The organism is Pseudomonas sp. F220, from assembly GCF_057813935.1.
The window spans coordinates 112,492-139,238 of the sequence record NZ_JBVASJ010000013.1 but is presented as its reverse complement, the minus strand read 5'-3'; the positions used below and the strand labels follow the sequence as shown (position 1 = coordinate 139,238).

The following is a 26,747-nucleotide window of genomic DNA, read 5'->3' as shown; positions in this document are numbered from 1 at the left end:
GTAGAGGTAGACTTTTTCCACTTTTGCATCGGGTCGCATCATGAGGTGCTGGCTCCTGAAAGAGTTCGGGAGCACAGCATTGAGGATCAACTGGCGGCTTTGAAGGTGTAGGTGATGGATCGCTTACAGTGTTGGCGCTGATCGGGTTGTTCAATATCTTCGGTACTTATACCGCTGGCTGGCTCGGTGGGCGGATGTCAAAGCCGCGCCTGCTGACCGGGTTGTATCTGTTGCGCGCAGTGGTGATCGGTCTGTTCCTGTGGGCGCCGGTAACGCAGATGAGCGCCTATCTGTTTGGCATGGCCATGGGCTTCTTGTGGTTGTCGACCGTGCCGCTAACCAATGGCACGGTGGCGACACTCTTTGGCGTGCGAAATCTGTCGATGCTCGGTGGTATCGTTTTCCTGTTCCATCAGTTGGGTTCATTCCTGGGGGGGTGGCTGGGCGGAGTGGCCTACGATCGAACCGGCAGCTATGACGTGATCTGGCAGGTTGCGATTCTCTTGAGTCTGTTGGCCGCCGCGTTGAACTGGCCGGTGCGCGAACGTCCAGTTGCGCGCCTGCAAGCTCAGGCGAATGCTGCGTGAACAGTTTCTGGCCGTGGTGCGTTGGCTTGAGTGTCGGCGCGCTGCTAATGGGCTTGGCTTGGTGGGGCTGGCATCAGGGTGGCCTTGCTCTGATGCAACTGGGGATGGGGGCTTGCTAGGGGCGCTTGAGGACGAGTAATTTCGCAGTCTGACGACCGATAATTTAAAAGCCAGAGTGTCATCACGCTGACTGCGTTTTCTACCCGTATCCATCACACCTTCCTGAAAAGAAGTCAGAAGGTGTAAACCTTATTCAGGACGGGATACCGACCACTAAAAAGCCCCGCCTCTGTGCAAGAGAGCGGGGCTTTTTCAGTTCAACTGGCGAGTTGTTCAGGCTCGCTGAGAGTTAGAACTTATAGGTCGCACCGACACCGAAACCGTTAGCGCTGTTTTGGTAGGTAGCGTTGTAGGGTGTGCCTTTACCGGTTCTGTTGACGTTGACATCCTCTTCCTGGAGGTAGGAGTAGGCCACGTCGATCGTCAGGTCGTCGGTTGGGCTGTAGCCAGCACCAATGCTGATCACTTTACGATCACCTGTCGGGATACGTACCGAACGGTCAGTATTGTTGGTTGGAGCCTGGTCAACCGAGAAGCCGGTACGCAGGGTCCACTGTTTGTTCAGCTTGTAGGCAGCGCCGATGGCGGATGCCCAAGTGTCGTGCCAGTTCTGTTGCTCAACGATGCTGCCGACAGGGCCTGCAGAGCCACCGAGGAAGGCTGGAACGCCGTCGTTGTTGACGGTGATATCTTTCAGACGGCTCCAGCGAGTCCAGGTACTGCCCGCGTAGAGGGTCCACTGATCATTCAGTTCGTGGGTCACCGAGAAATCTACAGATTCCGGAGTGGTGATATCCAGATTGGCATCGTAGCGGGCGCCGTTGGCCGGGCCGAAACCAATACCGGAAATATCGGTATGGCCTTCGAGCTTGTATTTGACCTTGGAGTGGTAGGTCATGCCGAGGCGGGTGCTGTCAGTGGCTTGAACCAGAACACCGGCGTTGAAGCCAAGGGCAGTATCGTCACCCTTGATGCTGACTTCGCCGTCATTGCGACCGAAAGTCCTGGCGAAAGGCGTCGCGGAGGTCAGCTTGCCATCGATGCGGTTGATGGTTGGACCGAAACCAATGGAAACCTTGTCGTTGAAGGCGTAGCTGACGGTCGGTTGCAGGGTGACAACTTTTACCTTGCTTTCGTCACCATAGTAACGGCCGGCAAAGCCATTTTCGTAGTTGGTGACCAGGCCGAACGGCGCGTAAATACCGACACCGACGGCCCAGTGGTCATCGATCGGCTTGACGTAGTAACCCATCGGAACGGCAGTAAATGGGACCATGTCGCCATCGTTGCTGCCGCCGGGAGCGCCGCCGCTGGTGTGTTTGAGATCAGTCTTGGCGTCGATTGCCGCAACACCGACGGTGACTTGCTGGCGCTTGAGGCGCGACATGCCGGCAGGGTTACCAAATACAGTGCTTGCATCATCCGCAGAGGAAGATCGCCCGGCATAACCAGTACCCATCCCACTGATGCTTTGCTCGTTGAGGGCAAAGCCACTCGCAAAAATCTGGGTAGATGCCAGTGTAATGGCGAGGCTAAGCGTGGTTTTGAGCATTACTTTTTTCATTATTAGAACTCCTGGTGATCACCGAGGCGAAAATTACCAACATTTTCGTCCGAGCGCTATAGGCTGTATCGCTTGAGATAGAGGGGTTTTGTAGGACAATCGGACCGAATTTCGGGCTTTTCGCGCGATCTTGTACGTTTCTCGATCAGCAGGCGATTTGATTCAGAGGTGATACACAGGTTTGCCAGGCGCACGTGAAGTCCCTTAAGCGGCCTTGAGGCTGAAATGTCTGGCGCCAAATCCGGGCCATTCCCAGCAGATCATCTGCTTCGGGCAAGGGTGTGTTTTGCTCTTCTACCAGCAGCCAGGCAATGGCGGTGGCGTAACGCAGGTTGACTGTCAGTTCGAGGTGCGGGCCGCTGAGAAAGGCGTGTTGACTGGCCAAGCCGCGAACCAGGCTGGCACGCTCCGGATCCAGGGCCAGGTAATGGTCCCAGAGCGCTTGATGGCGCGGCTCGGCGATACGGTACAGGCCATGTCCACGGCGGTCGTGAAGGGCGGAGCCGAGTGCGGATTGGCTGGCGGCGATGCCCAGCAGCAATGATTCGGCGATCGGGCTGTGGCACCCGAGGTAGATCAGCGTCGGGCGGATTACGTAACGACACAGTTCGCTGGCGGCGATACCCATGAAGCCCTCCAAACGCGTGATTGAGCGGCGAGGTCTGAGGGGCTTGGCAGCAGTGGATCGGTTCAGACTCGCCGGAAGCGGATCATGCCGCTTGAGTTGAAGTGTAGTGTCATATTCGCGCTGTAAAGGTCTGTTTTTAAAATATTTCTGGCTTCGAGTTATAACCGTTATATCAGTTGGTACTTAAGCCGATTCGAATGAAATAGAAACTTCAGGCAATAAAAAACCCTGCTTTTCAGGCAGGGTTTTGGATTTTCAGCGGTCTGGCGTATCAGGCAACCAATGCCTGACGGGTACGCTCGATCACGGCCTGCAGCGGTTCGGCGCTGGAGTATTGATCGGGGTACAGGCGTTCGCTGTGACGAGCGATGCCGTGTTCGTTGACCAGAGTGAAGCTGAAGCAGCCTTTGCGAGCGGCCATGATCAGGCAGTTCATCGGTGCAAAAGCGTTAGTGAGGGTGCGAATGGCATCCTGAGTGTGGATTTGAGTAGACATGGTTATTTGGTGTTCCTACAAATGACACGGATAAGAACCGTGCAACGTTAAAACGTTCCAGTAACGTCGACCACCATTGGTCTGACGAAGAGCCCGACTGGAACAAAGCTGCCAGTTAGAAACGCTTTGATTTATGCGCGTTTGGGCTGGCAGGTAGGTACTTAGGAGGGCAGGCAGCACATCAAGGGCAAAGGTTCTGGGCCCAGGGTGAAGATCCTGATCAATCTGCAGGTTGGTTCGGTCAGAGTATGTGAACTTCGCAACACCCTTTGCATTCAATTCAAAGGCAGTGTCGTCGCAAGTTTTACCTGGAAACCATCGAGGTGGTCGATCCCGTGTTGTCGGTAGAAGCTTCTCTTTAGGGAAGGTATACCGGGGGACATGTTCGACCGTAATTGACTTTCAGCTTGGTACTAACGCTGTGGATAGTAACGGATTGAATTTGAGAATGGAAGTGTGTTAGCAAAAAAACTGTGATTAGCCCAAAAGCTCGCAACGCAATCAGGTGCACCGCGAGCAGCGAGAGGGCGAGAGGGCGAGAAAGAGGATCTATCTCATCGTGGTAGCACAAATCTGGCCGATAGCCGGTCAGCGTGGTTGCCGCAGGCGCTGGTTGGAAGATGCCCATTTGAATACGTGCCACTGAGCTTTTCCTACAGACCGTGCCAAAAAAAGTGCACTGATATAACCGCTTCGTGGGTACTTGTGCACAATTGTTGCGCGGCGTGTCACGCCACGGTCATCTTGGGCTCCCAGGCTGTCGCTGCCTGTAGTGAAAATTTAAGTCAATGAAAAACATCGGTTTTTTTTACTGGTGAAAAAATCGTCAGTTTGACTGCGAGCCCCATTCCATAGGGGTTTTAGCGAGTTCCAAGAGGGTTGTCCACTGAGTTATCCACAGCTTCTGTGGATTGTCCCAAGCGCTTGCTCTAGCACGGGCGTGCAGGTTTTTTCGGCTTTACCCATCCGAAAAAAGGAGTAAAGTGGCGCGCCTTCCGATCTGCCCCACAGTGCTTTATGAAGTTTCGCTCAGTATCACCCTCTACTACCTCCACACCTCCAGGTGTTACCGAACCCAAGCGCTTGTCGTTACGTGTTGCCATGTGGCTGCTCGACAGTCGGCGTCTGGGCGACAACCCTAACGTCAAACACTTCGCCGGACGTTTGCTCAAACAGCCTGCGCGTGAAGGCGTAGTGGCGGCACAAAGCCTTCTGGGCCAATTGATGTGCCGCGAATGTGGCAATGCCCGGGATCGACGCATCGGTCATGACCTGTTGCGCCAGGCCGCCCGTGCAGGCGATCGGCGTGCTCTGCGCGAACTCGGTCAGATCGAAGACTGAGCTGTCGCTGCCCCGGCACCTTGGTTAACCTTCATGCTTTATCCCATCAACAGGAGCGGCTATGGCTATGGACTTGACCAGTGTATTACTGGGGCTGGCGGGTGCTGCGTTGCCGCTATTGGTGTTGGCCTGGCAATTACAGCGACGCTTGAGTGCTCGGCAATCCGAGCTGTCGCTGCTTGAAGAGCGTCTAAGCACGGCACAACTCGCACAAGCGGGTCTGAATGCCCAGCTCGATGCCAGTCGCGATGAAATCAGTGACCTGAGTCAAGCCAATGCCGCCAAGCAAGCTGAGTTGGCCGCCGTTCGCCGTGAAGTCGAACTGTTACAGATCGAGCGTGACAACGCTCGCGATGCAGCCCACGCCTGGAATCTCGAACGCGCCAGTAAAGAAAGCGAGTTACGCAGGCTGGATGCCCTGGCCGCGTCGCTCAACGCCGAGTTGCGTGAACAACAGGAAAGCCATCAACAACGCTTGAGCGACCTGCAAGGCTCGCGGGATGAATTGCGAGCGCAGTTTGCGGAACTGGCGGGGAAGATCTTCGATGAGCGCGAGCAGCGCTTTGCCGAGACCAGTCAGCAGCGTCTGGGTCAGTTGCTCGATCCGTTGAAAGAACGCATCCAGTCGTTTGAAAAGCGTGTTGAAGAAAGTTATCAGGCCGAGGCCCGCGAGCGCTTCTCTCTGGCTAAAGAGCTCGAACGTCTGCAACAGCTGAACCTGCGCCTGAGCGACGAGGCGACCAACCTCACTCGCGCTCTCAAGGGCCAGAAAACCCAAGGCAACTGGGGTGAGTTGATTCTTGAGCGAGTGCTTGAACATGCAGGCCTGGAGAAGGGCCGCGAATACCAGACACAAGTCAGCCTCAAAGGCCCCGATGGCGAACGCTTTCAGCCTGACGTGCTGATCATGTTACCGGGTGACAAGCAGGTAGTAGTCGACTCCAAGGTCAGCCTCACCGCTTATCAGCAGTACGTGGTTGCTGATGACGAGGTGATCGGTCAAGTGGCCCTCAAACAGCATGTGTTGTCCCTGCGTAACCATGTCAAAGGCCTGGCCGGTAAGGACTACAAACGTCTGGAAGGCTTGCATAGCCTGGATTTCGTGCTGCTTTTTGTGCCGATCGAAGCGGCTTTTTCCGCGGCGTTGCAAGCGGAGCCGAACCTGTTTCAGGAAGCCTTTGACCTCAACATTGTCATCGTCAGCCCAACTACCTTGCTGGCGACATTGCGGGTGATCGACAGCCTGTGGAAGCAAGAGCGACAGAGCCAGAACGCTCGAGAGATCGCCGAGCGCGCTGGCTGGCTGTACGACAAGTTCGTGTTGTTCATTCAGGACCTGGACGAAGTCGGCAATCGCCTGCAGCAACTGGACAAGGCCTACAGCGCGGCTCGCAATAAATTGACCGAAGGCCGCGGCAATCTGGTCAGCCGTAGCGAGCAGCTCAAGCTGCTGGGTGCTCGGGCCAGCAAGAGCTTGCCAGCAGATCTGCTGGAGCGAGCGATGACCGACGCGGACGGGTTGGTGGAGATGCCGGACTAGGGTGTGTAGGAGCAGCCGGTCGACGCTCGATTGCTCGCGATGGTCGTTAACGATGACGCGTGCTTGCAGGATAAACGCGTCGTCCTTCAGTCCATCGCGAGCAAGCTCGCTCCTACAAAGGCAAATGCCGACTCAACAAGGCTCTCAGCGCCGCCGGTTTCACTGGTTTTGCCAGATAATCCAACCCTGCTGCATGCACCTCGGCCACCATTTCAGGCCGTCCATCGGCGCTGATCACCACGCCGGGCACCGGCTCGCCAAGCTGGGTGCGCAGCCAGGCCATCAAACCGGTACCTGTCTCGCCGTCATCCAGGTGGTAATCCACCAGCGCCAACTGCGGACGAATGCCTTCGCTGAGTAGCGCTTCGCATTCATCTCGATTGCGGGCTGTCCAGACTTGGCAGCCCCAGCGCGTCAACAGGCTGTTCATACCTATCAGGATGCTGTCTTCGTTGTCGATGCACAGCACTTGCGCGCCGCTGAGCAGATGACCGTTCAGCTCGGCGACTTTGGCCGGAACGCTGATTTGCGCGCGAGCCAGCGGCACGCTGACGCTGAACACGCTGCCTTTGCCCGGCCAGGAGCGCACTTGCAGCTGATGCCCGAGTACCCGGCAAAGCCCGTCAGCAATGGCCAGCCCCAAGCCCAGGCCTTTCTCGGCACGGGTCTGATGGCTGTCGAGGCGTTTGAATTCCTCGAAGATAACCTGACGTTTGTCTTCTGGAATGCCAGGCCCGCGATCCCATACTTCCAGGCAGAGTTGCCCGCCTTTGCGTCGTACGCCCAGCAACACCGGACCTTTGGCGTAGCGAAAGGCGTTGGTCAGGAAGTTCTGCAAAATTCGCCGCAGCAATTTGATATCACTGTCGACCCGCAAACGGCTACCACACAGGCGAAACTTCAGACCTTGTTCCTGTGCCAGCACTTTGAATTCAGCGCCGAGGGTATCGAACAACTCGTTGAGTACAAACGGCTTGCGATCCGGGTTTATCTTGCCGTTTTCCAAGCGTGAAATGTCCAGCAGATCGCTGATCAGGTCTTCGGCCGAACGCAGCGAACTGTCCAGGTGATGCACCAACTGCTGCGCCTCCGTGGAAAGGTCGTCGTCCTGATGGGAGAGGGCGGCAGAGAACAGCCGCGCGGCGTTCAGCGGTTGCATCAAGTCGTGACTGACGGCGGCGAGGAAGCGGGTTTTCGACTGGTTGGCAGACTCTGCCGTGCCCTTGGCTTCGGTGAGCGCGACGTTCAGTTGTGACAACTCATGGGTGCGCTCGGTGACCCGCTGTTCCAGGCCTTCGTTGGCCTCTGTCAGCGCTTGCTCGGCTTCGCGGAACGCGGTGATGTCAGTGAAACTCATGACGAAACCGCCGCCAGGCATGGGATTGCCGATCAGCTCGATCACCCGGCCGTTAGGGAAAAGACGTTCGGAGGTATGCGCCCGGCCCTGACGCATCCAGTGCAGGCGCCGGGCTACGTGTACCTCGGCTTCACCAGGGCCGCAGAGGCCACGCTCGGCGTTGTAGCGAATGATGTCGGCAATTGGCCGGCCAACGCTGATCAGCCCGTCCGGGTAGTTGAACAGCTCCAGATAACGTCGGTTCCAGGCCATCAGTTTGAGCGACTGGTCGACCACGCTGATGCCCTGAGTGATGTTCTCGATCGCGCCTTGCAGCAGAGCACGGTTGAATTGCAGCACCTCCGAGGCTTCGTCGGCGATGCGTACCACATCCTCAAGCTGCATCTCCCGGCCTTCGATGGCGGCCTTTACCACGGCGCGCGTCGAAGAGGCGCCGAGTACACCCGCCAGCAAGCGCTCGGTGTGAGCGATCCATTCGCCGTCGGCGTTCTGGTTCGGATTGAAGCCTTTTCCCTGGCGATAGGCGAAGCGGATAAAGCTTTGCCGTGCCCGTTCCTCGCCGACAAAGCGCGCGGCAAGACTGAGCAGATCGTTGATCTGCACCGCCAGCATCGAGCGGGCGCTAGGGCGGGCACTAATTTCCTGGCCGATAAAGCGTCCGGCCTGCCAGTGCTCGGAAACCCGGGTGCGCGACAGCACCGAAACCCAGGCGAACAGCGTGAAGTTGCCCGCCAACGACAGCACCACGCCTTGAGTCAACGGGGTGATCGGCAGGTGCAGCGGGTTGCCGTGCAGCCATGCCAGACCGGGGAAGCTGCTCAGCGACCAGCCAAGACTGTTGGCCGCAATCGGTAATACCAGGGTGTAGAACCAAAGAAAGGTCCCGGTGGCCAGACCGGCAAACACGCCACGGCGGTTGGCCTGCTTCCAGTACAGTGCGCCGAGCATTGCCGGTGCCAGTTGGGTGACGGCGGCGAAGGCGATCTGGCCGATGGTTGCCAGGCTCGCCGTCGAACCGAGCAGGCGATAACTGACGTACGCCAGTAACAGAATCACCACGATGCTCAGCCGGCGCACCGAAAGCATCCAGTAGCGGAACACTTCGAACGGTCGCTCGGCGTTTTTTCGGCGCAGCAGCCACGGCAGCAACATGTCGTTGGAGACCATGGTCGACAGTGCGACGCTGGCGACGATCACCATCCCGGTGGCCGCCGACGCTCCGCCGATAAATGCCAGCAATGCCAGCGCTGGATGGGCCTGGGCCAGCGGCAGGCTGATCACGAAAGAATCGGGCAGCACCGAACTGGGCAACATCATTTGCCCGGCCAGAGCGATCGGCACCACAAACAGTGCGGCCAGCGCCAGATAGGCTGGAAACACCCACTTGGCCAGGCGCAGGTCCTGCGGCTCGATGTTTTCCACCACGGTGACGTGGAACTGCCGCGGCAGGCAGATGATCGCCATCATCGCCACGCCGGTCTGCACCACCATGGACGGCCAGTTGATGGTTTCCTTCCAGTACTCTTCCAGGCGCGGTGCGAGCATGGCCTGATCGAACAAGTCGTCGAAACCATCGTACAAGCCATAGGTGACGAAGGCGCCGACTGCCAGAAAGGCAAACAACTTGACCAGCGACTCGAAGGCAATCGCCAGCACCATGCCGCGGTGGTGCTCCGTGGCGTCGAGGTTGCGGGTACCGAAAACGATGGTGAACAACGCCAGAACCAGCGAGACGATCAGTGCCGTGTCCTGGGCGCGGGTGCCCATGGCGTCTGCACCGGCACCGATCAACAGGTTCACGCCAAGCACGATGCCTTTAAGCTGTAAGGCAATGTAGGGCAGCACGCCGACCAGACAGATCAGCGCCACGACTATCGCCAATGACTGCGATTTTCCATACCGTGCTGCGATGAAGTCGGCGATGGAGGTGATGTTCTCCTGCTTGCTGATCATCACCATTTTCTGCAGTACCCACGGTGCGAGCACCAGCAGCAGAATCGGACCTAGATAGATCGGCAGAAATGACCAGAGTTGTTCGGCGGCCTGGCCTACCGCGCCGAAGAATGTCCAGCTGGTGCAATAGACGGCCAGCGACAGGCTGTACACCCAGGCACGCACCCGCGGCGGTAACGGCGCACTGCGACGGTCACCGTAAAAGGCGATGGCGAACATGATGGCCATATAGGCCAGGGCAACGGCTGCGATCAGCCCGCTGGACAGCGACATGGGAACTCCAGGCAAAAGACGCCCGGGCACTCCAGCCCGGTTAGACAGTCTCGCATGATGTTTGGGGTTAGTCAGTGTCGACCAAGGTCTCAGCGCGGTCTGGTGTCGCAGGGGGAGTCTTGGTTGAGTTGTTGTCTGTGCCGATTTCATCGCGAGCAAGCTCGCTCCTACAGGTTCTTGCGTAATACATGTAGGAGCGAGCTTGCTCGCGATTGGGCTTTACTGATGCAGCGCAATCTCGATCAACTGATGAAGTTCTTCCACTGCCAGCGGCGCCGCCGAAAACAAGATCCGAAACACCGTTGGCGCAACCACCATATTCACCAGCCGATCAACGCTGGGCAGCGCTTCACTGCCATCACTGTAACGCTCAAGGATGATCTGCAACTGGGCGCTGATGATGGTCACGCAATAACCTGGCGTGGCGCTGCATTGCACGTCGCGTAAGATGTTGCGGCCCGGTTCGGAACTCATCTCGTCCAGATACTGCTCCGCCCAGGCCCGGATGTCACCGCACAGGCTGCCAGTGTTGGCCGGTTCGCTGTCGGGGCGCATGTGGGCCAGCGCGACGTCGGCGAGCAGGGCGGAGAGATCGCCCCAGCGCCGGTAGATGGTCGAGGGAGTGACGCCCGCGCGGGCGGCTATTTGTGGCACGGTCACGGTTGAACGCTCCTGTTGTTCAAGGAGTTCGCGGACCGCCGAATGAATCGATTCCTGCACCCGGGCACTACGGCCGCCTGGGCGTAAACCTTCTTTAATCGCCATGCGTCGAACCTTAACACAAAGAATTTGCTTTAAGCCCACGTCAGTAGCACACTCCGCAAAAGCGAATAATTAGCTTTAATGGAGCGTGCCCATGTCCAGTTCCATCGATACCCCGGTATCCAATCGTTCCAGCCTGCTGTTCCTGGCAGTCACATTGCTCAGTTTTCTGGCCGCTTCCAGCGCGCCGACGCCGTTGTATCACCTCTATCAGGAAGCGCTGCAGTTTTCTTCGGCGACCCTGACCCTGACCCTGATCTTCGGCGTCTACGCCTTGAGCCTGCTGGCGGCGTTGCTGACGGTCGGTTCGTTGTCGGATTACCTGGGACGCAAACCGGTGATTTTCGCCGCGTTGCTACTGGATATGCTGGCGATGCTGCTGTTTATCAACGCTGAGAGTGTGGTCTGGCTGATTGCTGCGCGGGTGATGCAAGGCTTTGCAACGGGCATGGCGACCAGCGTGCTGGGTGCGGCGCTGCTCGACACTGATCGCCGGCAGGGGCCGCTGATTAATAGCGTGGCGCCATTGTTGGGCATGGCGTGCGGAGCGATGGGCACTAGTCTGCTGGTGGAGTTCGCGCCGCAACCTTTGCAGTTGGCGTACTGGGTTCTGTTCGGCTTGTTTGTGTTGCAGGCGCTGTATGTCTGGCGTTTGCCGGAAAGCGTCAGCCCGCAATCGGGTGCCTGGGCTTCATTGCGTCCGACCTTGCATGTGCCGACCCAGGCGAGGCAGGCCTTGTGGCTGGCGCTGCCGGTGGACGTCGCGGTCTGGGCCACGGGCGGTTTCTACCTGTCGCTGGCGCCTTCGCTGGTCCGCGCGGCGACCGGCTCGACCTCGAACCTGATCGGTGGCAGTCTGGTGGCGGTGTTGACCTTGAGCGGGGCAGTGGCGATTTTCTCTTTGCGTAATAAGCCTGCCGACAAAGTGCTGCGCCTGGGAGCGAGCCTGTTGGCAGTCGGCGTCATTCTGATCCTGAGCGCCGTACACAGCGCCAGTCTGCCGTTGTTTTTCTTTGGCACGCTGGTGGCCGGTAGTGGTTTTGGTGCGGGTTTCCTTGGCGCCTTGCGCAGCGTCGTACCGTTGGCTTTGCCCCATGAGCGCGCCGGGTTGATGTCGGCGTTTTATGTGTTGAGTTATCTGGCCTTCTGCCTGCCGTCGCTGCTCGCGGGGAGTCTGACGCGGAGCTTTGGCTTGATCGCGACCACCGACGGATACGGTGCAATGTTGATTGTGCTGTCCCTCGGCGCGCTGCTGGGCTTGATGTTGCAGCGACCGGTTAAGGTTTGTGCGGCTGCGGGTAATCCATAGTAAAACGGGGCGCGCGACGACCCAGACTCCAACACAAGGACAGGACTCCTCATGAAGATCATTCGCAGCAAAACCTTCACCGGCCACCGCGCCTGGGCGGCGCTGGATATTGCCAGCATGAACGGCATCAGCACCCGACTGCACTGGACAGATCAGCCCTACAAATGGCACGTCAACGATGGCCAGGAAGTCTTTGTGGTGCTCGATGGGCAAGTCCAGATGCGCTATCGCGAGGACGGGGTCGAACAGTCTGCGCTGCTGGAGGTGGGGGACATCTTCTATGCTGATATTGGCACCGAACATGTCGCCCATCCCGTGGGCGCGGCGAGGGTGCTGGTGGTCGAAACCGAAGGCAGTGTTTAGTGCTTATCAGCTAAATAGATAACAGTTAGAGATATTACCCGTTATATAGATATTCCAATCAGTTCTACCATGAGTTCCACCTCACCAGAGGACAGGAGTTCACCATGACATGCCCCAATAGCGTTAACACAGGTTTGCGGCCACTGAGCCATTTGAAGCATCCACGCGAAGCCATTCGCCAGTTCACCCCCAATTGGTTCGCCGCGACCATGGGCACCGGTGTGTTGGCATTGGCCTTGGCTCAATTGCCGGTTCAAATCCCCGGCCTGCATGCATTTGCCGAGGGATTGTGGCTGTTCAATATCTTGCTGTTTGTTGTGTTCAGTGGCGTCTACGCGGCGCGTTGGGCACTGTTCTTCGATGAGGCGCGACGGATTTTCGGACACTCTACGGTGTCGATGTTTTTTGGCACCATTCCCATGGGGCTCGCGACCATCATCAACGGCTTTCTGCTGTTCGGCGTGCCACGCTGGGGCGCGGGTGCGGTGCAACTGGCCGAAGTACTCTGGTGGCTGGATGTGGCTATGTCACTGGCCTGCGGCGTGCTGATCCCGTACATGATGTTCACTCGCCAGGAACACAGTATCGACCAGATGACTGCGGTCTGGCTGCTGCCGGTGGTTGCCGCAGAAGTCGCAGCGGCCAGCGGCGGTTTGCTGGCCCCGCATCTGCTCGATGCCCATTCGCAGCTTGTGGTGTTGGTCACCAGTTATGTGTTGTGGGCATTTTCGCTGCCGGTGGCGTTCAGCATCCTGACCATCCTGTTGCTGCGCATGGCGCTGCATAAACTGCCCCACGAAAACATGGCCGCCTCCAGCTGGCTGGCTCTTGGACCGATTGGTACCGGGGCGTTGGGCATGCTGCTGTTGGGCGCCGATGCGCCGGCGATATTTGCTGCCAACGGGTTGCCGGGCATCGGCGAAATCGCCGCTGGGTTGGGGCTGGTGGCGGGGATCACACTGTGGGGTTTTGGACTGTGGTGGATGCTGATTGCGATGCTGATCACCCTTCGTTATATGCGCGCCGGGATCCCGTTCAACCTTGGTTGGTGGGGTTTTACCTTCCCGCTGGGTGTCTATTCTCTGGCCACTCTCAAGCTGGCGAGTACCTTGAGCCTGACGTTCTTCAGTGTGTTTGGCAGTGTCTTGGTGGTCGCATTGGCAATCATGTGGCTGATCGTGTCGAAACGAACCGTACAAGGCGCCTATAGAGGTGAGTTGTTTGTTTCTCCGTGCATTGCAGGATTAGAGAAATAACCGGCAAAGATTAGGTAAGGTTGTGGCCTGGATCGAAGTTCGACATTCCAATAACAGCATCCAAGCCACTCAGGGACATGGAAGATGAGTCACCCCTCGCAGTTCACCTTGCTTCGTAAACGGCGTTTCCTGCCGTTTTTTGTTACTCAGTCCCTTGGGGCGTTCAACGACAACATCTTCAAACAGTCGCTGATCCTCGCCATTCTGTACAAGCTGACCATCGAGGGAGACCGCTCGATCTGGGTCAACCTTTGCGCGCTGCTGTTCATCCTGCCGTTCTTTCTGTTTTCAGCGCTGGCCGGGCAATTTGGCGAAAAGTTCACCAAGGACGCGTTGATCCGTCTGATCAAACTCGGCGAAATCGCCATCATGGCGGTTGGCGCGACCGGTTTTATGTTCAATCACCTGTCGCTGATGCTGGTGGCGCTATTTGCCATGGGCACTCACTCGGCGCTGTTCGGTCCGGTGAAGTATTCGATCCTGCCCCAGGCGTTGCACGAAGAGGAACTGGTAGGCGGTAACGGTCTGGTGGAAATGGGCACCTTTCTGGCAATTCTGGCCGGGACCATTGGCGCCGGGATCATGATGTCTTCCAGTCATTACGCACCGATTGTGTCCACGGCGATCGTTGGCGTTGCGGTGTTGGGTTATCTGGCCAGTCGCAGCATTCCACGGGCCGCAGCGGCCACTCCGCAATTGCGTCTGAACTGGAACATTTTCAGTCAGTCCTGGGCCACCTTGCGTCTGGGGCTGGGGCAAACGCCGGCGGTGTCCCGCTCGATTGTCGGCAACTCGTGGTTCTGGTTCGTCGGGGCGATTTATCTGACGCAAATTCCGGCCTACGCCAAAGATTGGCTATACGGCGACGAAACCGTGGTAACGCTGATTCTTACGGTGTTTTCGGTGGGTATCGCAACGGGCTCGATGCTCTGCGAAAAGCTCTCCGGGCGCAAAGTGGAGATTGGTCTGGTGCCGTTTGGCTCGTTTGGCCTGACGGTGTTTGGCCTGCTGCTGTGGTGGCACTCCGGCAGCTTCCCGCAAAACGTTCAGGCTAACGACTGGATCGCGGTGCTCAGCTACGGTCCGGCCTGGTGGGTGTTGATCGATATTCTTGGCCTGGGCATCTTTGGCGGTTTCTATATCGTGCCGTTGTACGCGCTGATCCAGTCGCGCACCGCCGAGAACGAGCGGGCGCGGGTGATCGCAGCCAACAACATCCTCAATGCGTTGTTCATGGTGGTCTCGGCGATTGTCTCGATCGCTTTATTGAGTCTGGTCAAGCTGTCGATCCCGCAACTGTTCCTGGTGGTGTCGCTGATGAACATCGCGGTGAACACCTACATCTTCAAGATCGTTCCCGAGTTCAGCATGCGCTTCATGATCTGGCTGCTCAGCCATTCCATGTACCGCGTCGAACATCGCAACCTCGACCTGATCCCCTATGACGGCGCGGCACTGCTGGTCTGCAACCATGTGTCGTTTGTCGACGCGTTGCTGATTGGTGGTGCGGTGCGTCGGCCGATTTGCTTTGTGATGTATTACAAAATCTACAATCTGCCGGTGTTGAACTTCATCTTCCGTACTGCCGGGACCATTCCGATTGCCGGGCGCCAGGAAGATATTCAAATCTACGAAAGCGCCTTCAAGAAAATCGCTCAGTACCTGAAAGACGGCGAACTGGTGTGCATTTTTCCGGAAGGCAAGTTGACCGCCGATGGCGAGATCAATGAGTTCAAGGGCGGGCTGACTCGCATACTGGAAGAGACGCCAGTGCCGGTGATTCCGTTGGCCTTGCAGGGCTTGTGGGGGAGCTTCTTCAGTCGCGATCCGGGCAAGGGGCTGTTCCGTCGACTGTGGTCTCGGGTGACTGTGGTGGCGGGGGCTGCGGTAGCAGTAGAGGTCGCGGAGCCGGCGCACTTGCAAGCGTTGGTAGGGGAGTTGCGCGGGGCAGTTAGATAGGCAGTGTTTATGCCGGCCTCATCGCGAGCAGGCTCGCTCCCACATTAGATCTTCAGCGAACACTTATTTTGTGTACGACTACGATTCAGTGTGGGAGCGAGCCTGCTCGCGATGGCGGTAGTGGCCTAAGCGCTGACCTTGAGTCCAACCAACCCGGCAATGATCAACGCCACACTGGCTAACCGGAACAGCGCCATGGACTCACCAAACAGGATGATCCCGGCGATCACCGTGCCGACCGCGCCGACACCCGTCCAGATCGCGTAAGCGGTACCCAGCGGCAGCTCTTTCATGGCCAAGCCAAGCAAACCAAGGCTGACGGCCATGGCTGCAATGGTCAGAGCGGTAGGAAGAGGGCGGCTGAAGCCGTCGGTGTATTTCAGGCCGACGGCCCAGCCAACTTCGAATAGACCGGCAAAAAACAGAATGATCCAGGACATCAAAGACCTCCATCGAATGACGGGGTCGTCCCCAGATTAATGACTCGGTTGAGCCGCGAGGTCGTCCTCACAATGCGCAGTATGGTGCCCATTATTAACCTGAGGATCAAGTTTTCCTGATCAGTCTGCTGCCTGCTGAGCGGCCAGTTCGCGGTCTTGCTTTTCGCTCATCCGGCGGAAATACGTCGAGAGCAATGCCCCGGAAATATTGTGCCAGACGCTGAACAGTGCGCTCGGCACCGCCGCCAATGGCGAAAAATGCGCGCTGGCCAGAGCTGCGCCCAAGCCTGAGTTCTGCATCCCGACTTCCAGTGCCAGAGATTTACGCTGAGCTAGTGGCAGCTTGAACAGGCGGCCGGTGAAGTAACCCAGCAGATAGCCAAAGCTGTTATGCAGCATCACCACTGCCATGATCAGCAGGCCAGACTCGGCAATCTTCGCCTGACTGGCGGCAACCACTGCAGTAACGATGATCACGATGCTCACCACCGAGACCAGCGGCAAGACCTCAACCGCGTGGCGAACCCGTGCCCCGAGCACGCGCTGGGCGATAACCCCGAGCACGATTGGCAGCAGCACCACTTGCAGGATCGACCAGAACAACTCCATGAACGATACCGGTAACCAGGCAGAAGCCAGTAGCCAGATCAACGCAGGGGTCAGCAACGGCGCGAGCAAGGTGGTGACGGCGGCAATGGCTACCGACAATGCCAGATCACCGCGGGCCAGCCAGGTCATCACGTTCGATGAAGTGCCGCTTGGGCAACAACCTACCAGAATCACTCCAACAGCGATTTCCGGCGGCAGGTGGAATGCCTGGCAGAGCAACCAGGCCACGCCCGGCATGATCACGAAGTGGGCGACCACGCCCAGAGCGACGCGCCATGGATGACGGGCGACCTCAGCGAAGTCTTCCAGCTTCAAGGTCAGGCCCATGCCGAACATCACCAGCCCCAGCAACGGCACGATGGCGCCCTTTAAACCGATAAACCAACTCGGTTGCCAGAAGGCCAGCACGGCGAAAATCAGCACCCAATAAGCGAAGGTGTTCCCGACAAAACGACTCAATGCAGCCAGTGCACGCATGGCCTGTTCCTTGTTATGTGAATAACGTATTCAAAAACACTGTAGGAGCGAGCTTGCTCGCGATGGGCGTCAACGATAACGCGCACTACCTGAAACACCGCAGCGTTCCTCAGTTCATCGCGAGCAAGCTCGCTCCTACAGGGGGGCTGCGGTGTTCGGTCTATCGTGCCGCAGCCTTTAGATGCCCTGCGGAGTCTCTTCGCCACCCAAGGCTTCGACCAGCATCGGAAGGAACTCGCCGAAGGTCAGCATCATCAACGTGAAGCTGGCGTCCTGTTGGCCGAGGGCATCGTCGCCGCCGTCCTGTTCCGCCTGATCCTGCAGCAGATCTTCGAACTTCAGGCGTTTGACCACCATCTTGTCGTCGAGGACGAACGACAGCTTGTCCTGCCAGGCCAGAGACAGCTGAGTCACCACTTTGCCAGTGCTCAGGTGCAGCTGGATTTCGTCGCTGGTCAGGTCCTGACGTTTGCAACGCACGATGCCGCCGTCTTCGTGGGTGTCGCGCAGCTCGCATTCGTCGAGGACGAAGAAGCCGTCCGCAGCCTTCTGGGTTTTGACCCAATCGGTCATGGTCGCGCTTGGGGCGATTTTCACCGTCAGTGGGCGAACCGGCAACGAGCCGATCACTTCACGCAGCGTCGACAGCAGGTCTTCGGCACGTTTTGGGCTAGCCGAGTTGACCAGGATCAGACCCTGTTTCGGCGCGATGGCGGCGAAAGTCGCCGAACGACGGATAAAGGCACGGGGCAGGAAGGCCTGGATGATTTCATCCTTGAGTTGATCGCGCTCCTTCTTGTAGACCTTGCGCATTTGCTCGGCTTCGATCTCTTCGACCTTTTCCTTCAGGGCATCACGTACGACGCTGCCCGGCAGAATACGTTCTTCCTTGCGCGCGGCGATCAGCAGGAAGTCCTGGCTGACGTGCACCAGAGGTGCATCTTCACCTTTGCCGAACGGCGCGACGAAACCGTAGGTGGTCAACTCCTGGCTTGCACATGGACGCGCCAGTTTGGTGGCCAGTGCGGTTTCCAGCGCCTCAGCATCAAAAGGCAGATCTTGGGTCAGGCGATAGATAAGCAGGTTTTTGAACCACATGGGGTGAATCTCTCCTTTATACAAAGGAGGGCATTATTCTCTTCGAAGCGTAATAGGCCAACCCTTAGCTAAGCCTTTGGAAGGCCTGAAAAAGTTATTTTAAAAAGTGCTTGCCAGAGGGTAGGTCGCTACGTAGAATGCGCGCCACACCGAAAGTGAAGGGTGATTAGCTCAGCTGGGAGAGCATCTGCCTTACAAGCAGAGGGTCGGCGGTTCGATCCCGTCATCACCCACCATTCGCTTACAGTGTTACGCGCAGCGGTAGTTCAGTCGGTTAGAATACCGGCCTGTCACGCCGGGGGTCGCGGGTTCGAGTCCCGTCCGCTGCGCCATATTCGGTAACCTGGAACGCTGAACGCCAGGTCACCACAGAAAGCCCGCCTAGTGCGGGCTTTTTGCTGTCTGGGATTTGGCTTTTTGTCTCACGGATGATTCTGAAGTCGGCCCGTTTCTACATCGGGTGCGTCAGGCCTCGTTGCGCAACAGCAGGCTGTCGATCACCTCTGACGGTATGTCATTCAATACCGGCCTTGCTTTTACAGGTAAAGGTATAGGCACTCCGGCGCGGCGCGCCTGGCGGTATTCGCTGGGGGTACGGCCGGCGAATTGCTTGAAGGCCCGGGCGAAATAGGAAGGGTCCTTGAAGCCGACCTCATAGCCAATGCTGGTGATGGGCATCTGGCTGTTGTCGAGCAGCTCCTTGGCGTAGTCCATGCGCTTGTTCAGGATGTAGTCCATGAAACCAAGGCCTTTCACTTCCTTGAACAGCCGGCTGAAGCGAAATGTTGTCATGCCGCAGCGCTTCGCCAGCTCTTTTTGGTCGACGTTGTCCCGAAAATGCTGGTCGATGTACATCAGCACCTTATTGAGTGCCTGGTGCTTCTGGTGTTCTGTGGTCAACCGAATACTGTCCGGCAGGGACGGGCCATGCTCGATGGGCAGCTTCGTGCTATGGAAATGAGTGTTACGGCGCAGCTCACAGAGCTGCTCCAGGGCGTGCAGAAAACGGCTTATCTCGGTGGCAGAGAGGGGCAGCACCATGTACTCCCATACACGGGAGCGCATGGCCCAGACGGCAAGCTCTTCGGAGTGCTGTACGGTGAACATGGCGATAGGCACAGAGGGCACGCTGTGTTTGATCTCCAGCAGCAGGCTGAGGCCCGGCATGTCGGGGCGATCATAATGCATGCAGATCATGTCCGGCTGTGGGTCAAGATCGCGCTCGGCAAAGGTGGAGTCTTTTGCCAGCCGGCAATCGCAGGCTGAGCGAAATTGCGCGATCAGTTCTTCAGCCGATCGATCTCGAGTGAGATCGAACCATAAAAGGAGTGGTTTTTTGGCCGAGTCAGGCTTCATTTCCTTGATCCTTGTTCCTATGCCTCGTTTTTTTCTTCTTCTTTGTTCTACTTCGTTCAGCAGTATCATCACTGTGCCATGAGTGCGTAGGATCAAATCCTGATAAGCAACTCAAAATACAGTTAGTTATGTTCTATGCCTTACTGAAGGAGCCAGAATCGGGGCGCTCCCTTTCCTTTTTCGATGAGCGCAGGATTGACCGTTCGTCGATTGCGAATTAGATGCAGATTTATTCGTAAGTCATTCCTTTTCTTATGCTTTCGGCTGCCGTATCAGGCGCTGCTTCTTCTGTTTTTGTTGTCTTGACAATGCCAGCAAAAAAGTCCTTGCGATCGACAAAAAACTCCTAACGCTTCTATTGCCCTCCCAACTAAGGTTTCAACCAGGCAGTGCACTCAGCACCGTCCTTGAAGAAGAACACTCAATTGATCAAATGAGGTGGGCAAAATGAATCTGCAAACAATCAAGACTTCGGTGCTGACGTTTATCAAAGACGAAGATGGTCTGACCGTCGTGGAATATGCCGTGGCCGGTGGGCTTATTTCTTTGGCAGTGGTTACGGCCTTCACGCTGCTGGGCACCACGGTGGCCGGCGTGATTGGTAGGATAACAACCGCGATTGCCGCCTAAGGCTGGCATTCGTAGTCTTGTCTATCACTGTAAAACGGAGGTGGTTTGTATGGAAATCTTATTAAACACCTCCGTACTCATTTTTCTAATGAGGGAGGCAAAATGAACCTGCAAACAATTAAAACTTCGGTGCTGAAGTTCATCAAAGACGAAGAGGGTCTGACTGTTGTGGAATATGCCGTGGCCGGTGGGCTTATTTCTTTGGCAGTGGTTGGGGCCTTCACGCTGCTGGGCACCACGGTGGCCACCGTCATCGGTAATATAACAACCGCAATTGCCGCCTAAGGCCGGCATTCTTAGTCTTGTCTTTCGCGGTACAACGGAGGTGGCTTGTATGGATATTTTATTAAGCATCTCCGTACTTATTTTCCTCGGGATCGCGGTGATCACTGATTTAAGCGCTCACCGTATCTCCAACATTCTTGTTTTAGTGGGTTTGATCAGCTCGGCAGTTATTCAGAGTTGGCTTTACGGTTTCTCTGGAATGACGGTTTGGCTGATGGGGCTGGCAGTCGGGTTAGTGATTTTCCTGCCGCATTACGCTTTTGCTGGAATGGCCGCAGGCGATGTCAAGTTAATGGCTATGGTGGGAAGCTTTCTCGGCCCTGTAGCCGCGTTGTGGGCGGCGGCTTTAACGTTGATTGTCGGTGGTGCTCTAGGCGTTTTGGTTCTGCTCTACAAAAAGCAGTTGGGCCGCTTTATTCAACGGTACTGGGCGATGGCAAGTCTGCGTACCTATATCCAGCCGGAAGCCGATGATGCCGCCCGGCAACGCTTCCCTTACGCAATCGCGATCCTGCTCGGCACTTTAACCAGCGTCCTCTGGCTGCCCTTCGGCCAGTAGTTCGGGAGAACACTATGTACGCCATCAGCGACAGTAACGTTTACCCCTACGAGCGGGGAGCGGTGCAGCAGTTGGCTCCGCAGCCTCGCACTATCAGTGAGACCGGCCTGGCGGACAACTTTCTCGGTGATCTGGTCTGCAAGCATCTGCACGATGCCGGCGTGCTGGATCTGTCGCGACTGGTGGAGCGTCTTGCGCTGACCGGTGCGGTACTGGAAGAAGTTCTGGCCTTCCTGCGCAAGGATGGCCGCGTCGAAGTTCTCGGCCAGACCGCTGGCCAGACATTGCGCTACGGCCTGACGGAGCGCGGCCGCAGTGCCGCCCGTGATGCATTGGCGCGCAGCGGCTATATCGGCGCGGCGCCCTATCCGGTGAGTGCCTACCGCTCCCTGCTCAAAGTGCAAACCATCCACCATGGTCGTATCAACTCGGACGACATGCATGGCGCTTTCGGCGCAGTGGTGCTCGCCGACAGCATGCTTGATCAATTGGGGGTGGCGCTGAACTCCGGGCGCGCCATCATGATTTACGGGCCGGCAGGTACCGGCAAGACTTATATCAGCAGCCGGTTGATCCGCCTGTTTGACGAAGCCATTTGGGTGCCCCATGCCATTGCTATCAACGAAGCGGTGATCGAGATCTTCGATCCTCAGGTACACCAGCGCCTGGATGCTGCCGAACAGCAGAACAGTCTGCTGCTCAACGAAGGGGTCGATCGTCGACTACTCTGCTGTAAGCGACCCATCATCATCACCGGCGGCGAATTGAGCATGGAACAGCTGGATGTCCGCTACGACCCCTTCACTCGCCAGTACCAGGCCCCCTTGCAGCTCAAGGCCAGTAATGGTCTGTTCATCATCGACGACATGGGCCGCCAGCGCATGGCCCCGGCCGCGCTGTTGAATCGCTGGATCGTGCCGATGGAGGAGAAGCGTGACTTCCTTAACCTCGGCGGCGGGCGGCACTGCGAACTGCCGTTCGATCTGATCCTGGTGTTCTCCACCAACCTCAACCCGTTGGAGCTGGCCGATGAGGCGTTCCTGCGGCGAATTGGCTACAAGCTGCAATTCGGCTACCTGGAACCCGTTGATTACGAACGAATCTGGCGCCAGGAAACCGAGCGGCTGGGCGTCCCTTTTGACCCGCTGCTGTTGCGCTATGTGCTTCAGGAACTCTACGAAACCGAAAGCATGCCCCTGGTGCCTTGCCACCCCCGCGACCTGTTGAGCATGGCGCTTGACCGCCAGCGTTACTTGGGTGGCTCTGGGCCGCTGACACCGCTGGAGCTGGAGTGGGCCTGGCACAACTATTTCGTCCAGCTCGACTTTCTTGGATAAGGAGATACCGACATGAGTTCTCGTACCCCCACCCTGATTGCCTTGTCCCTGATCCTGGGCCTGGGTGCCGCATGGATGGCCAACAACTGGATAAGCGCACGGCTTAACGCCAGCCCGGATGATAACCAGCAGAACGTGGTGGTGGCCACGGTGGAGATTGCTTTCGGGCAGATGGTCGAGCCCCAGCAAGTGATGCTGGTGCGTATGCCCAAGGATACGGTGCCGGACGATGCCTTCGACGCAACCGACAAAGTGGTGGGCAAGATCGCCACCTTCTCCATGCTGCGCGGCGACATTCTGCGCGGCGCGCGCCTGGCCGAGCACCTCGGCGGCAGTACCCTGGCTTCGCTGATCGAACCCAGCAAGCGTGCGATTTCGTTGCGCGTGGACGATGTAGTCGGGGTGAGCGGGTTCCTGTTGCCGGGCAATCGGGTCGACGTACTGGCCACCAAACAGGCCGATGGCGCCAACAACAATGCAGTGGCCAAAACCATACTGGAGGATTTGCGCGTGCTGGCGGTGGACCAGACGGCCAGCACCGACAAAACCCAGCCGGTGGTGGTGCGCGCGGTAACCCTGGAGATGACCCCGGCTCAGGCGGAAGTCCTGGTCAAGGGGATGACCGACGGCAAGCTGCAACTGGCCTTGCGCAACCCGCTGGATAACCAGAAAAAACCAGTAATCGCTCAGCCGGTTGCGCTGGCCCAGGTCCCGGCTCCAGCGCCAGTTCCAGCTCCAAAACCGATAGTACGCCATAGAGTTGCCGGTGGCGGTAGCAGCGGCATCACTGTGATTCGCGGTATCGAGGTCAATGTAGTGAAAGCCCTGTAAGTCATCAGGCGCAATCGCTGTAGGCATTGCGTCGGGGCACCCCGCTGGGCATCGGGAAGTTTGGGATTGCCCTGGCGGGCGAATGTGCTCTACAGGTCAAGGTCGACCAGCAGACTCATATCAATAGTGGCAAAACATGAGGGCTTGATGATGAGACCCCGTATCCAACGGCCGTTCACCGCGTTTCCGAAAGGTCAGCGGGGGTCGGTGATAGTCATGGTCGTGATTGCCTTGGCCGCCATCCTGTTGATGGGTGCTTTGGCGCTGGACGGCGGCCATATGCTGGTGAACAAGACACGCCTGCAAAATGCGGTGGATGCGGCGGCACTGAGCGGGGCCAAGACGCTCTTGATGGTGTCTGGCGCGACCGGTGCGGCCACCCAGACGCAAAGCGCGGCGCTCGCTACCCTGGCACTTAATGCCAATGCCACGGGTAACAATGAACTGGCCACCGCCATCGGCAACAATGTTGCCGGGTTCGCCACAGTGGAGCTGGCCTCCAGCGTCTACGGGCCTTTCTCCTTCCCTGGCCCGGCGAATGCGAAATATGTGCGGGTAACAGTAGCGAACTACCCTCTGACCGGTTTTTTCTGGGGCATTTTGCAGGCGGTAGGAAATGGCACCTCCCCGAACAAGGCCGTGGCGGCCATCGCCACTGCAGGGCCCAGCCCGAGCAGCCCCTGTGATGTCGTGCCGCTGATGGTCTGCGGCGATCCCACTCAGTACAACCCGAGTACCGGAAATTTCTGGAGTTACCACTTCGGTGATCTGACGGTGTTGAAAACCGCCGCAAACAATACCTCGGCGATCGGCCCCGGAAACTTCCAACTGCTCGATTTTGGTTCCGGTGGCAACGCAGTCAAAGACGGGCTGGCGGGCGGGATCAAAGAGTGCAACAACGTCGGCTCGACTGTCCAGACCAAGCCGGGCAATACCGTGGGGCCTGCCGTTCAAGGCCTGAATACACGCTTCGGCCAGTATTCAGGCGGCCTCAAGTCCGCGGACTATCCGCCGGACCTGGTGACCACCACCAACCCACAATCGCTGACTTACGCCGACCCGCAGATTTTGTATAACGGCCAGCCGGTTACCTCGAGCAACGGCAATCTCTCCTCCGGTGGCACTGCATTGTTGGATTACAACGACTGGGTACAGAGCGTCGCCGCCTGTGTCGCTGGCACTGGCAGCGGCTGTCAGGCCAATGGTGCGTTCGAACGGCGCATGTTGAAGATCGTGATCGGTAATTGCACGGGCAAGAACGACGGAACGTCCTCGATACCGGTGCTTGGCTTCGGCTGCTACTTCGTGCTGCAGCCAGCGAATCAACAGGGCAACTCGGCGCAGATCTTCGGTCAGTTCGTCAAGCAGTGCGAAGGCGACAACGTGTCTGGTCCCAACCCTTCGCAGGACACCGGCCCGCAGATCATTCAGCTGTACAAAACCTATATCGACAACAACCAAACACCGAGCACCGACTCGTAGGAGGTCATATGGGACGTCGTGCATTCAAGTTGCCGCAGGCCCAGCGTGGGCTCGCCATGGTGGAGTTGGTGATTGCTCTACCGCTGTTGCTGTTGCTGCTGTGTGCGATCGGCGAGTTCGGCCGTTTGCTGTATCAGTACAACAGCCTGATGCAGGCCAGTCGTGATGCCGGGCGTTTTGTCGCCGGCCAGGCCTGGAACGCTACCCTTGGCCAGCTCGATCTGAACTCCACTTTACTGTCCCAGACCCAGAACGTCGCCCTTTATGGCGCACCTACCAACCCGAATGGCTACTCCCCGGTAGTACCGGGGCTGACCCCCAACAAGGTCTTGGTCACTACAGTTGGTACTGACCATATACAGGTGAGCATTACCTACACCTTCCAGCCGGTGATCGGCAGCGCATTGCCAGCTTTCTATGGCAGTAGCGTGCCGCTCGGCATTGCGTTGACCTCGACTGTCGTGATGAGGGCCTTGTGATGAACATCAAGCGTATGCGTGGGGTATATGTGGTCGAGTTCGCCATCGTTGGCTTGCTGATGTTCACGCTGTTGTTCGGCGTACTGGAAGTGGGCCGGCTGTATTTTACCGTCAATGCGCTGAATGAAACTGTGCGCCGCGGTGCTCGGCTGGCTGCGGTGTGTGACATCAGCGACCCGATCATTCTGCGCCGGGCGATCTTCAATGCGGCCACCGACAGTGGCGCCAGCAGCCTGATCAATAACCTGGCGACGGCCGATCTGAGCCTGACTTATCTCGACCAGAACGGTACGGTGGTGGCCAGCCCCAACGATCTGAGCAGCTCCACCGGGTTTCGTGCCATCCGCTATGTTCAATTGCGCATAGCGAACTTCAGTTTCAACTTGCTTATACCTGGGTTCAGTGGGGTGTTCACCCTGCCACCATTCAGGTCAACCATGCCTCGCGAAAGCCTAGGCCGCCAGCCCGACACTAGCGCGGGATCGGGGATTACGCCATGTTAAGCACCCGGGACGTTCCCATTACCACCTCTACCCATAAGCAAGGCTTGCGCCTGCTGATCAGTAGCCGCGATGCCGAGGCCTTGCAACATCTGACTACGTTGAGCCAACGTCTGCCCAGTCTGCAGGTGAGCACGCGGCTGGTGAGCAATGGCCATACCGACCCGTTGTACGGGCTGGAGCAGATGCCTGATTTCCTGTTACTGCGTGTCAGCCACTTGTGGCGCGAGGAGCTGGCGGCCCTGTTGAAGCGTCCTGCACAGGAGCGTCCACCCCTGCTGGTGTGTGGACCTCTGGATGAGCGCGAGGGCATGCGCCTGGCGATGCAGGCCGGAGCCCGTGACTTTCTGCCCGAGCCGGTGGCGCCAGAGGAGTTGCTGGCGGCACTCGGCCGTATGCTGACAGAGGCCAAAGCGGGGCAGGTGACTGAAGGCAAACTGATTGCGGTGATGAATGCCAAGGGTGGCTCGGGCGCCACTATGTTGGCCTGTAATCTGGCTCATCAGCTCAGTGTCCGTGGCGGCACAACCCTGTTGCTGGATCTGGACCTGCAGTTCGGTAGCGTGGCTCACTGCCTGGATGTGCGGCCGGCGCACAGCCACGTAGAGGTTTTGCAGCAGGTCGATGCGTTGGACAGTGTCGCCTTGCGCGGCTTTTGCAGCCATTTCAGTCCGACCCTGCATGTACTCGGGGGGCGTGCCGGAGAGCTGTTCCTGTCGCAGGATGTACGCCTGGAGCAGTTGGACGCCCTGCTGCGCCTGGCACGCAACACCTATGACTGGGTGGTGGTGGATTTACCGCGGCAGATCGACCACCTCACTGGCGTCACCCTGGAGCAGGCGGACCAGATCTACATCGTGGTGCAGCAGAGTCTCAGCCATCTGAAGGACGGCACCCGCCTGACGCGCATGTTGCGTGACGACCTGGGAGTGCAGGGTAGTCGCCTGCAGGTGGTGGTCAACCGTTACAACAAGGCCTCGCCGGTCAGCCTCAAGGATATTGCCGAGGCACTGCGCTGCACGGATCCGCAGAAACTCCCCAATGACTATGCGGTGGTCAGTGAAAGCCAGAACACCGGGGTGCCACTGGAGGTCCATGCGCCGCGCTCCCCCGTCACTTTAGCCCTGCGCGAGTTGAGCCAGAATCTGATCGGGATCGAGGCCAGCGAGCGGAGTTTGCTTAAACGTACCTTTAGTCGTCTGTTCGGAGGGTAAGC

At 57.8% G+C, this 26,747-nt stretch carries 24 protein-coding genes, 2 tRNA genes and 1 pseudogene; 18 read left to right on the top strand and 9 right to left on the bottom strand.

What is annotated here, in order from left to right; all coding sequences use genetic code 11:
- Positions 1 to 125 precede the first annotated feature (125 nt).
- A pseudogene (locus tag ACZYSM_RS14240) lies at positions 126 to 587 on the top strand (MFS transporter); the annotation flags it as partial.
- A gap of 349 nt (positions 588 to 936) precedes the next feature.
- On the opposite strand, the gene ACZYSM_RS14235 reads toward ACZYSM_RS14240, so the two are convergent.
- The 3 genes from ACZYSM_RS14235 to ACZYSM_RS14225 form a co-directional block, all read right to left on the bottom strand.
- Complete coding sequence (locus ACZYSM_RS14235; protein WP_489072124.1) at positions 937 to 2,211, bottom strand: OmpP1/FadL family transporter; 1,275 nt, start codon at positions 2,209 to 2,211, stop codon at positions 937 to 939.
- A gap of 145 nt (positions 2,212 to 2,356) precedes the next feature.
- The gene (locus ACZYSM_RS14230; protein ID WP_489072123.1) at positions 2,357 to 2,839 is read right to left on the bottom strand and encodes a hypothetical protein; all 483 of its coding nucleotides are present in this window, start codon (positions 2,837 to 2,839) and stop codon (positions 2,357 to 2,359) included.
- 271 nt (positions 2,840 to 3,110) lie between these two features.
- A complete protein-coding gene (locus ACZYSM_RS14225; protein WP_007898912.1) occupies positions 3,111 to 3,335 on the bottom strand; it encodes a hypothetical protein in 225 nt (74 codons plus the stop codon).
- Between the two features lie 1,017 nt (positions 3,336 to 4,352).
- On the opposite strand from ACZYSM_RS14225, the gene ACZYSM_RS14220 reads away from it, so the two are divergent.
- Together ACZYSM_RS14220 and ACZYSM_RS14215 are read left to right on the top strand one after the other, a co-directional pair.
- A complete protein-coding gene (locus ACZYSM_RS14220) occupies positions 4,353 to 4,676 on the top strand; it encodes a sel1 repeat family protein (protein ID WP_489072122.1) in 324 nt (107 codons plus the stop codon).
- A 175-nt stretch (positions 4,677 to 4,851) separates the two neighbouring features.
- The gene (locus ACZYSM_RS14215) at positions 4,852 to 6,216 is read left to right on the top strand and encodes a DNA recombination protein RmuC (protein ID WP_489072130.1); all 1,365 of its coding nucleotides are present in this window, start codon (positions 4,852 to 4,854) and stop codon (positions 6,214 to 6,216) included.
- Positions 6,217 to 6,328: 112 nt separating this feature from the next.
- On the opposite strand, the gene ACZYSM_RS14210 is transcribed toward ACZYSM_RS14215, so the two are convergent.
- Both ACZYSM_RS14210 and ACZYSM_RS14205 read right to left on the bottom strand, forming a co-directional pair.
- Positions 6,329 to 9,799 carry a hybrid sensor histidine kinase/response regulator gene (locus ACZYSM_RS14210; protein WP_489072121.1) on the bottom strand — a complete coding sequence of 1,157 codons (3,471 nt, stop codon included), beginning with the start codon at positions 9,797 to 9,799 and terminating at the stop codon, positions 6,329 to 6,331.
- Between the two features lie 219 nt (positions 9,800 to 10,018).
- Positions 10,019 to 10,564 (bottom strand): TetR/AcrR family transcriptional regulator, encoded by a 546-nt coding sequence (locus ACZYSM_RS14205; RefSeq protein WP_489072120.1) that lies wholly within the window; start codon positions 10,562 to 10,564, stop codon positions 10,019 to 10,021.
- A 91-nt stretch (positions 10,565 to 10,655) separates the two neighbouring features.
- Here ACZYSM_RS14205 and ACZYSM_RS14200 point away from each other — a divergent pair, with 91 nt between their 5' ends.
- From ACZYSM_RS14200 to ACZYSM_RS14185, 4 genes are all read left to right on the top strand, one after another.
- The gene (locus ACZYSM_RS14200; protein ID WP_489072119.1) at positions 10,656 to 11,870 is read left to right on the top strand and encodes an MFS transporter; all 1,215 of its coding nucleotides are present in this window, start codon (positions 10,656 to 10,658) and stop codon (positions 11,868 to 11,870) included.
- A 51-nt stretch (positions 11,871 to 11,921) separates the two neighbouring features.
- Positions 11,922 to 12,233 (top strand): cupin domain-containing protein, encoded by a 312-nt coding sequence (locus ACZYSM_RS14195; protein ID WP_489072118.1) that lies wholly within the window; start codon positions 11,922 to 11,924, stop codon positions 12,231 to 12,233.
- Positions 12,234 to 12,337: 104 nt separating this feature from the next.
- Positions 12,338 to 13,489: a TDT family transporter gene (locus ACZYSM_RS14190; RefSeq protein ID WP_489072117.1), complete on the top strand. Its 1,152-nt coding sequence runs from the start codon at positions 12,338 to 12,340 to the stop codon at positions 13,487 to 13,489.
- 84 nt (positions 13,490 to 13,573) lie between these two features.
- A complete protein-coding gene (locus ACZYSM_RS14185; protein ID WP_489072116.1) occupies positions 13,574 to 15,448 on the top strand; it encodes an MFS transporter in 1,875 nt (624 codons plus the stop codon).
- Between the two features lie 125 nt (positions 15,449 to 15,573).
- Here ACZYSM_RS14185 and sugE read toward each other — a convergent pair whose 3' ends face one another.
- From sugE to rdgC, 3 genes are all read right to left on the bottom strand, one after another.
- The gene (gene sugE, locus ACZYSM_RS14180) at positions 15,574 to 15,888 is read right to left on the bottom strand and encodes a quaternary ammonium compound efflux SMR transporter SugE (RefSeq protein WP_489072115.1); all 315 of its coding nucleotides are present in this window, start codon (positions 15,886 to 15,888) and stop codon (positions 15,574 to 15,576) included.
- 120 nt (positions 15,889 to 16,008) lie between these two features.
- Positions 16,009 to 16,974, bottom strand: coding sequence for a bile acid:sodium symporter family protein (locus ACZYSM_RS14175; protein WP_489072113.1), 966 nt, complete (start codon positions 16,972 to 16,974; stop codon positions 16,009 to 16,011).
- Between the two features lie 177 nt (positions 16,975 to 17,151).
- Positions 17,152 to 18,072, bottom strand: coding sequence for a recombination-associated protein RdgC (gene rdgC / locus ACZYSM_RS14170; RefSeq protein WP_489072112.1), 921 nt, complete (start codon positions 18,070 to 18,072; stop codon positions 17,152 to 17,154).
- A gap of 160 nt (positions 18,073 to 18,232) precedes the next feature.
- Between rdgC and ACZYSM_RS14165 the strand changes: the two genes are divergently transcribed.
- Together ACZYSM_RS14165 and ACZYSM_RS14160 are read left to right on the top strand one after the other, a co-directional pair.
- Positions 18,233 to 18,308 (top strand) — tRNA-Val (locus ACZYSM_RS14165).
- A 19-nt stretch (positions 18,309 to 18,327) separates the two neighbouring features.
- A tRNA-Asp gene (locus ACZYSM_RS14160) sits at positions 18,328 to 18,404 on the top strand.
- 133 nt (positions 18,405 to 18,537) lie between these two features.
- Here ACZYSM_RS14160 and ACZYSM_RS14155 read toward each other — a convergent pair.
- Positions 18,538 to 19,428: a response regulator transcription factor gene (locus ACZYSM_RS14155; RefSeq protein WP_489072111.1), complete on the bottom strand. Its 891-nt coding sequence runs from the start codon at positions 19,426 to 19,428 to the stop codon at positions 18,538 to 18,540.
- A gap of 447 nt (positions 19,429 to 19,875) precedes the next feature.
- Here ACZYSM_RS14155 and ACZYSM_RS14150 point away from each other — a divergent pair, with 447 nt between their 5' ends.
- From ACZYSM_RS14150 to ACZYSM_RS14110, 9 genes are all read left to right on the top strand, one after another.
- Complete coding sequence (locus ACZYSM_RS14150) at positions 19,876 to 20,058, top strand: Flp family type IVb pilin (RefSeq protein ID WP_489072110.1); 183 nt, start codon at positions 19,876 to 19,878, stop codon at positions 20,056 to 20,058.
- A gap of 102 nt (positions 20,059 to 20,160) precedes the next feature.
- Positions 20,161 to 20,343 (top strand): Flp family type IVb pilin, encoded by a 183-nt coding sequence (locus ACZYSM_RS14145; RefSeq protein WP_489072109.1) that lies wholly within the window; start codon positions 20,161 to 20,163, stop codon positions 20,341 to 20,343.
- Positions 20,344 to 20,392: 49 nt separating this feature from the next.
- Entirely contained in the window at positions 20,393 to 20,902 is a 510-nt protein-coding gene (locus tag ACZYSM_RS14140; protein ID WP_489072108.1) for an A24 family peptidase, read from the top strand.
- A gap of 14 nt (positions 20,903 to 20,916) precedes the next feature.
- A complete protein-coding gene (locus ACZYSM_RS14135) occupies positions 20,917 to 22,239 on the top strand; it encodes a DUF8689 domain-containing protein (protein ID WP_489072107.1) in 1,323 nt (440 codons plus the stop codon).
- A 12-nt stretch (positions 22,240 to 22,251) separates the two neighbouring features.
- Entirely contained in the window at positions 22,252 to 23,070 is an 819-nt protein-coding gene (gene cpaB, locus ACZYSM_RS14130; protein ID WP_489072106.1) for a Flp pilus assembly protein CpaB, read from the top strand.
- Positions 23,071 to 23,217: 147 nt separating this feature from the next.
- Positions 23,218 to 24,552, top strand: coding sequence for a TadE/TadG family type IV pilus assembly protein (locus tag ACZYSM_RS14125; protein ID WP_489072105.1), 1,335 nt, complete (start codon positions 23,218 to 23,220; stop codon positions 24,550 to 24,552).
- A gap of 8 nt (positions 24,553 to 24,560) precedes the next feature.
- Positions 24,561 to 25,031, top strand: coding sequence for a TadE/TadG family type IV pilus assembly protein (locus ACZYSM_RS14120; protein ID WP_489072104.1), 471 nt, complete (start codon positions 24,561 to 24,563; stop codon positions 25,029 to 25,031).
- The gene (locus tag ACZYSM_RS14115; RefSeq protein WP_489072103.1) at positions 25,031 to 25,534 is read left to right on the top strand and encodes a TadE/TadG family type IV pilus assembly protein; all 504 of its coding nucleotides are present in this window, start codon (positions 25,031 to 25,033) and stop codon (positions 25,532 to 25,534) included. Before ACZYSM_RS14120 ends, ACZYSM_RS14115 begins: the two co-directional genes overlap by 1 nt.
- Entirely contained in the window at positions 25,528 to 26,745 is a 1,218-nt protein-coding gene (locus ACZYSM_RS14110) for an AAA family ATPase (RefSeq protein ID WP_489072102.1), read from the top strand. The genes ACZYSM_RS14115 and ACZYSM_RS14110 overlap by 7 nt, the downstream gene beginning before the upstream one ends.
- The last annotated feature ends 2 nt before the right edge of the window (positions 26,746 to 26,747 follow it).

What these genes read in the sequence shown, in the direction of transcription:
- ACZYSM_RS14235 (WP_489072124.1), bottom strand. Translation starts at nt 2,211, where the DNA reads ATGAAAAAAGTAATGCTCAAAACCACGCTTAGCCTCGCCATTACACTG.
- ACZYSM_RS14230 (WP_489072123.1), bottom strand. Translation starts at nt 2,839, where the DNA reads ATGGGTATCGCCGCCAGCGAACTGTGTCGTTACGTAATCCGCCCGACG.
- ACZYSM_RS14225 (WP_007898912.1), bottom strand. Translation starts at nt 3,335, where the DNA reads ATGTCTACTCAAATCCACACTCAGGATGCCATTCGCACCCTCACTAAC.
- ACZYSM_RS14220 (WP_489072122.1), top strand. Translation starts at nt 4,353, where the DNA reads ATGAAGTTTCGCTCAGTATCACCCTCTACTACCTCCACACCTCCAGGT.
- ACZYSM_RS14210 (WP_489072121.1), bottom strand. Translation starts at nt 9,799, where the DNA reads ATGTCGCTGTCCAGCGGGCTGATCGCAGCCGTTGCCCTGGCCTATATG.
- ACZYSM_RS14205 (WP_489072120.1), bottom strand. Translation starts at nt 10,564, where the DNA reads ATGGCGATTAAAGAAGGTTTACGCCCAGGCGGCCGTAGTGCCCGGGTG.
- ACZYSM_RS14200 (WP_489072119.1), top strand. Translation starts at nt 10,656, where the DNA reads ATGTCCAGTTCCATCGATACCCCGGTATCCAATCGTTCCAGCCTGCTG.
- ACZYSM_RS14195 (WP_489072118.1), top strand. Translation starts at nt 11,922, where the DNA reads ATGAAGATCATTCGCAGCAAAACCTTCACCGGCCACCGCGCCTGGGCG.
- ACZYSM_RS14190 (WP_489072117.1), top strand. Translation starts at nt 12,338, where the DNA reads ATGACATGCCCCAATAGCGTTAACACAGGTTTGCGGCCACTGAGCCAT.
- ACZYSM_RS14185 (WP_489072116.1), top strand. Translation starts at nt 13,574, where the DNA reads ATGAGTCACCCCTCGCAGTTCACCTTGCTTCGTAAACGGCGTTTCCTG.
- sugE (WP_489072115.1), bottom strand. Translation starts at nt 15,888, where the DNA reads ATGTCCTGGATCATTCTGTTTTTTGCCGGTCTATTCGAAGTTGGCTGG.
- ACZYSM_RS14175 (WP_489072113.1), bottom strand. Translation starts at nt 16,974, where the DNA reads ATGCGTGCACTGGCTGCATTGAGTCGTTTTGTCGGGAACACCTTCGCT.
- rdgC (WP_489072112.1), bottom strand. Translation starts at nt 18,072, where the DNA reads ATGTGGTTCAAAAACCTGCTTATCTATCGCCTGACCCAAGATCTGCCT.
- ACZYSM_RS14155 (WP_489072111.1), bottom strand. Translation starts at nt 19,428, where the DNA reads ATGAAGCCTGACTCGGCCAAAAAACCACTCCTTTTATGGTTCGATCTC.
- ACZYSM_RS14150 (WP_489072110.1), top strand. Translation starts at nt 19,876, where the DNA reads ATGAATCTGCAAACAATCAAGACTTCGGTGCTGACGTTTATCAAAGAC.
- ACZYSM_RS14145 (WP_489072109.1), top strand. Translation starts at nt 20,161, where the DNA reads ATGAACCTGCAAACAATTAAAACTTCGGTGCTGAAGTTCATCAAAGAC.
- ACZYSM_RS14140 (WP_489072108.1), top strand. Translation starts at nt 20,393, where the DNA reads ATGGATATTTTATTAAGCATCTCCGTACTTATTTTCCTCGGGATCGCG.
- ACZYSM_RS14135 (WP_489072107.1), top strand. Translation starts at nt 20,917, where the DNA reads ATGTACGCCATCAGCGACAGTAACGTTTACCCCTACGAGCGGGGAGCG.
- cpaB (WP_489072106.1), top strand. Translation starts at nt 22,252, where the DNA reads ATGAGTTCTCGTACCCCCACCCTGATTGCCTTGTCCCTGATCCTGGGC.
- ACZYSM_RS14125 (WP_489072105.1), top strand. Translation starts at nt 23,218, where the DNA reads ATGATGAGACCCCGTATCCAACGGCCGTTCACCGCGTTTCCGAAAGGT.
- ACZYSM_RS14120 (WP_489072104.1), top strand. Translation starts at nt 24,561, where the DNA reads ATGGGACGTCGTGCATTCAAGTTGCCGCAGGCCCAGCGTGGGCTCGCC.
- ACZYSM_RS14115 (WP_489072103.1), top strand. Translation starts at nt 25,031, where the DNA reads ATGAACATCAAGCGTATGCGTGGGGTATATGTGGTCGAGTTCGCCATC.
- ACZYSM_RS14110 (WP_489072102.1), top strand. Translation starts at nt 25,528, where the DNA reads ATGTTAAGCACCCGGGACGTTCCCATTACCACCTCTACCCATAAGCAA.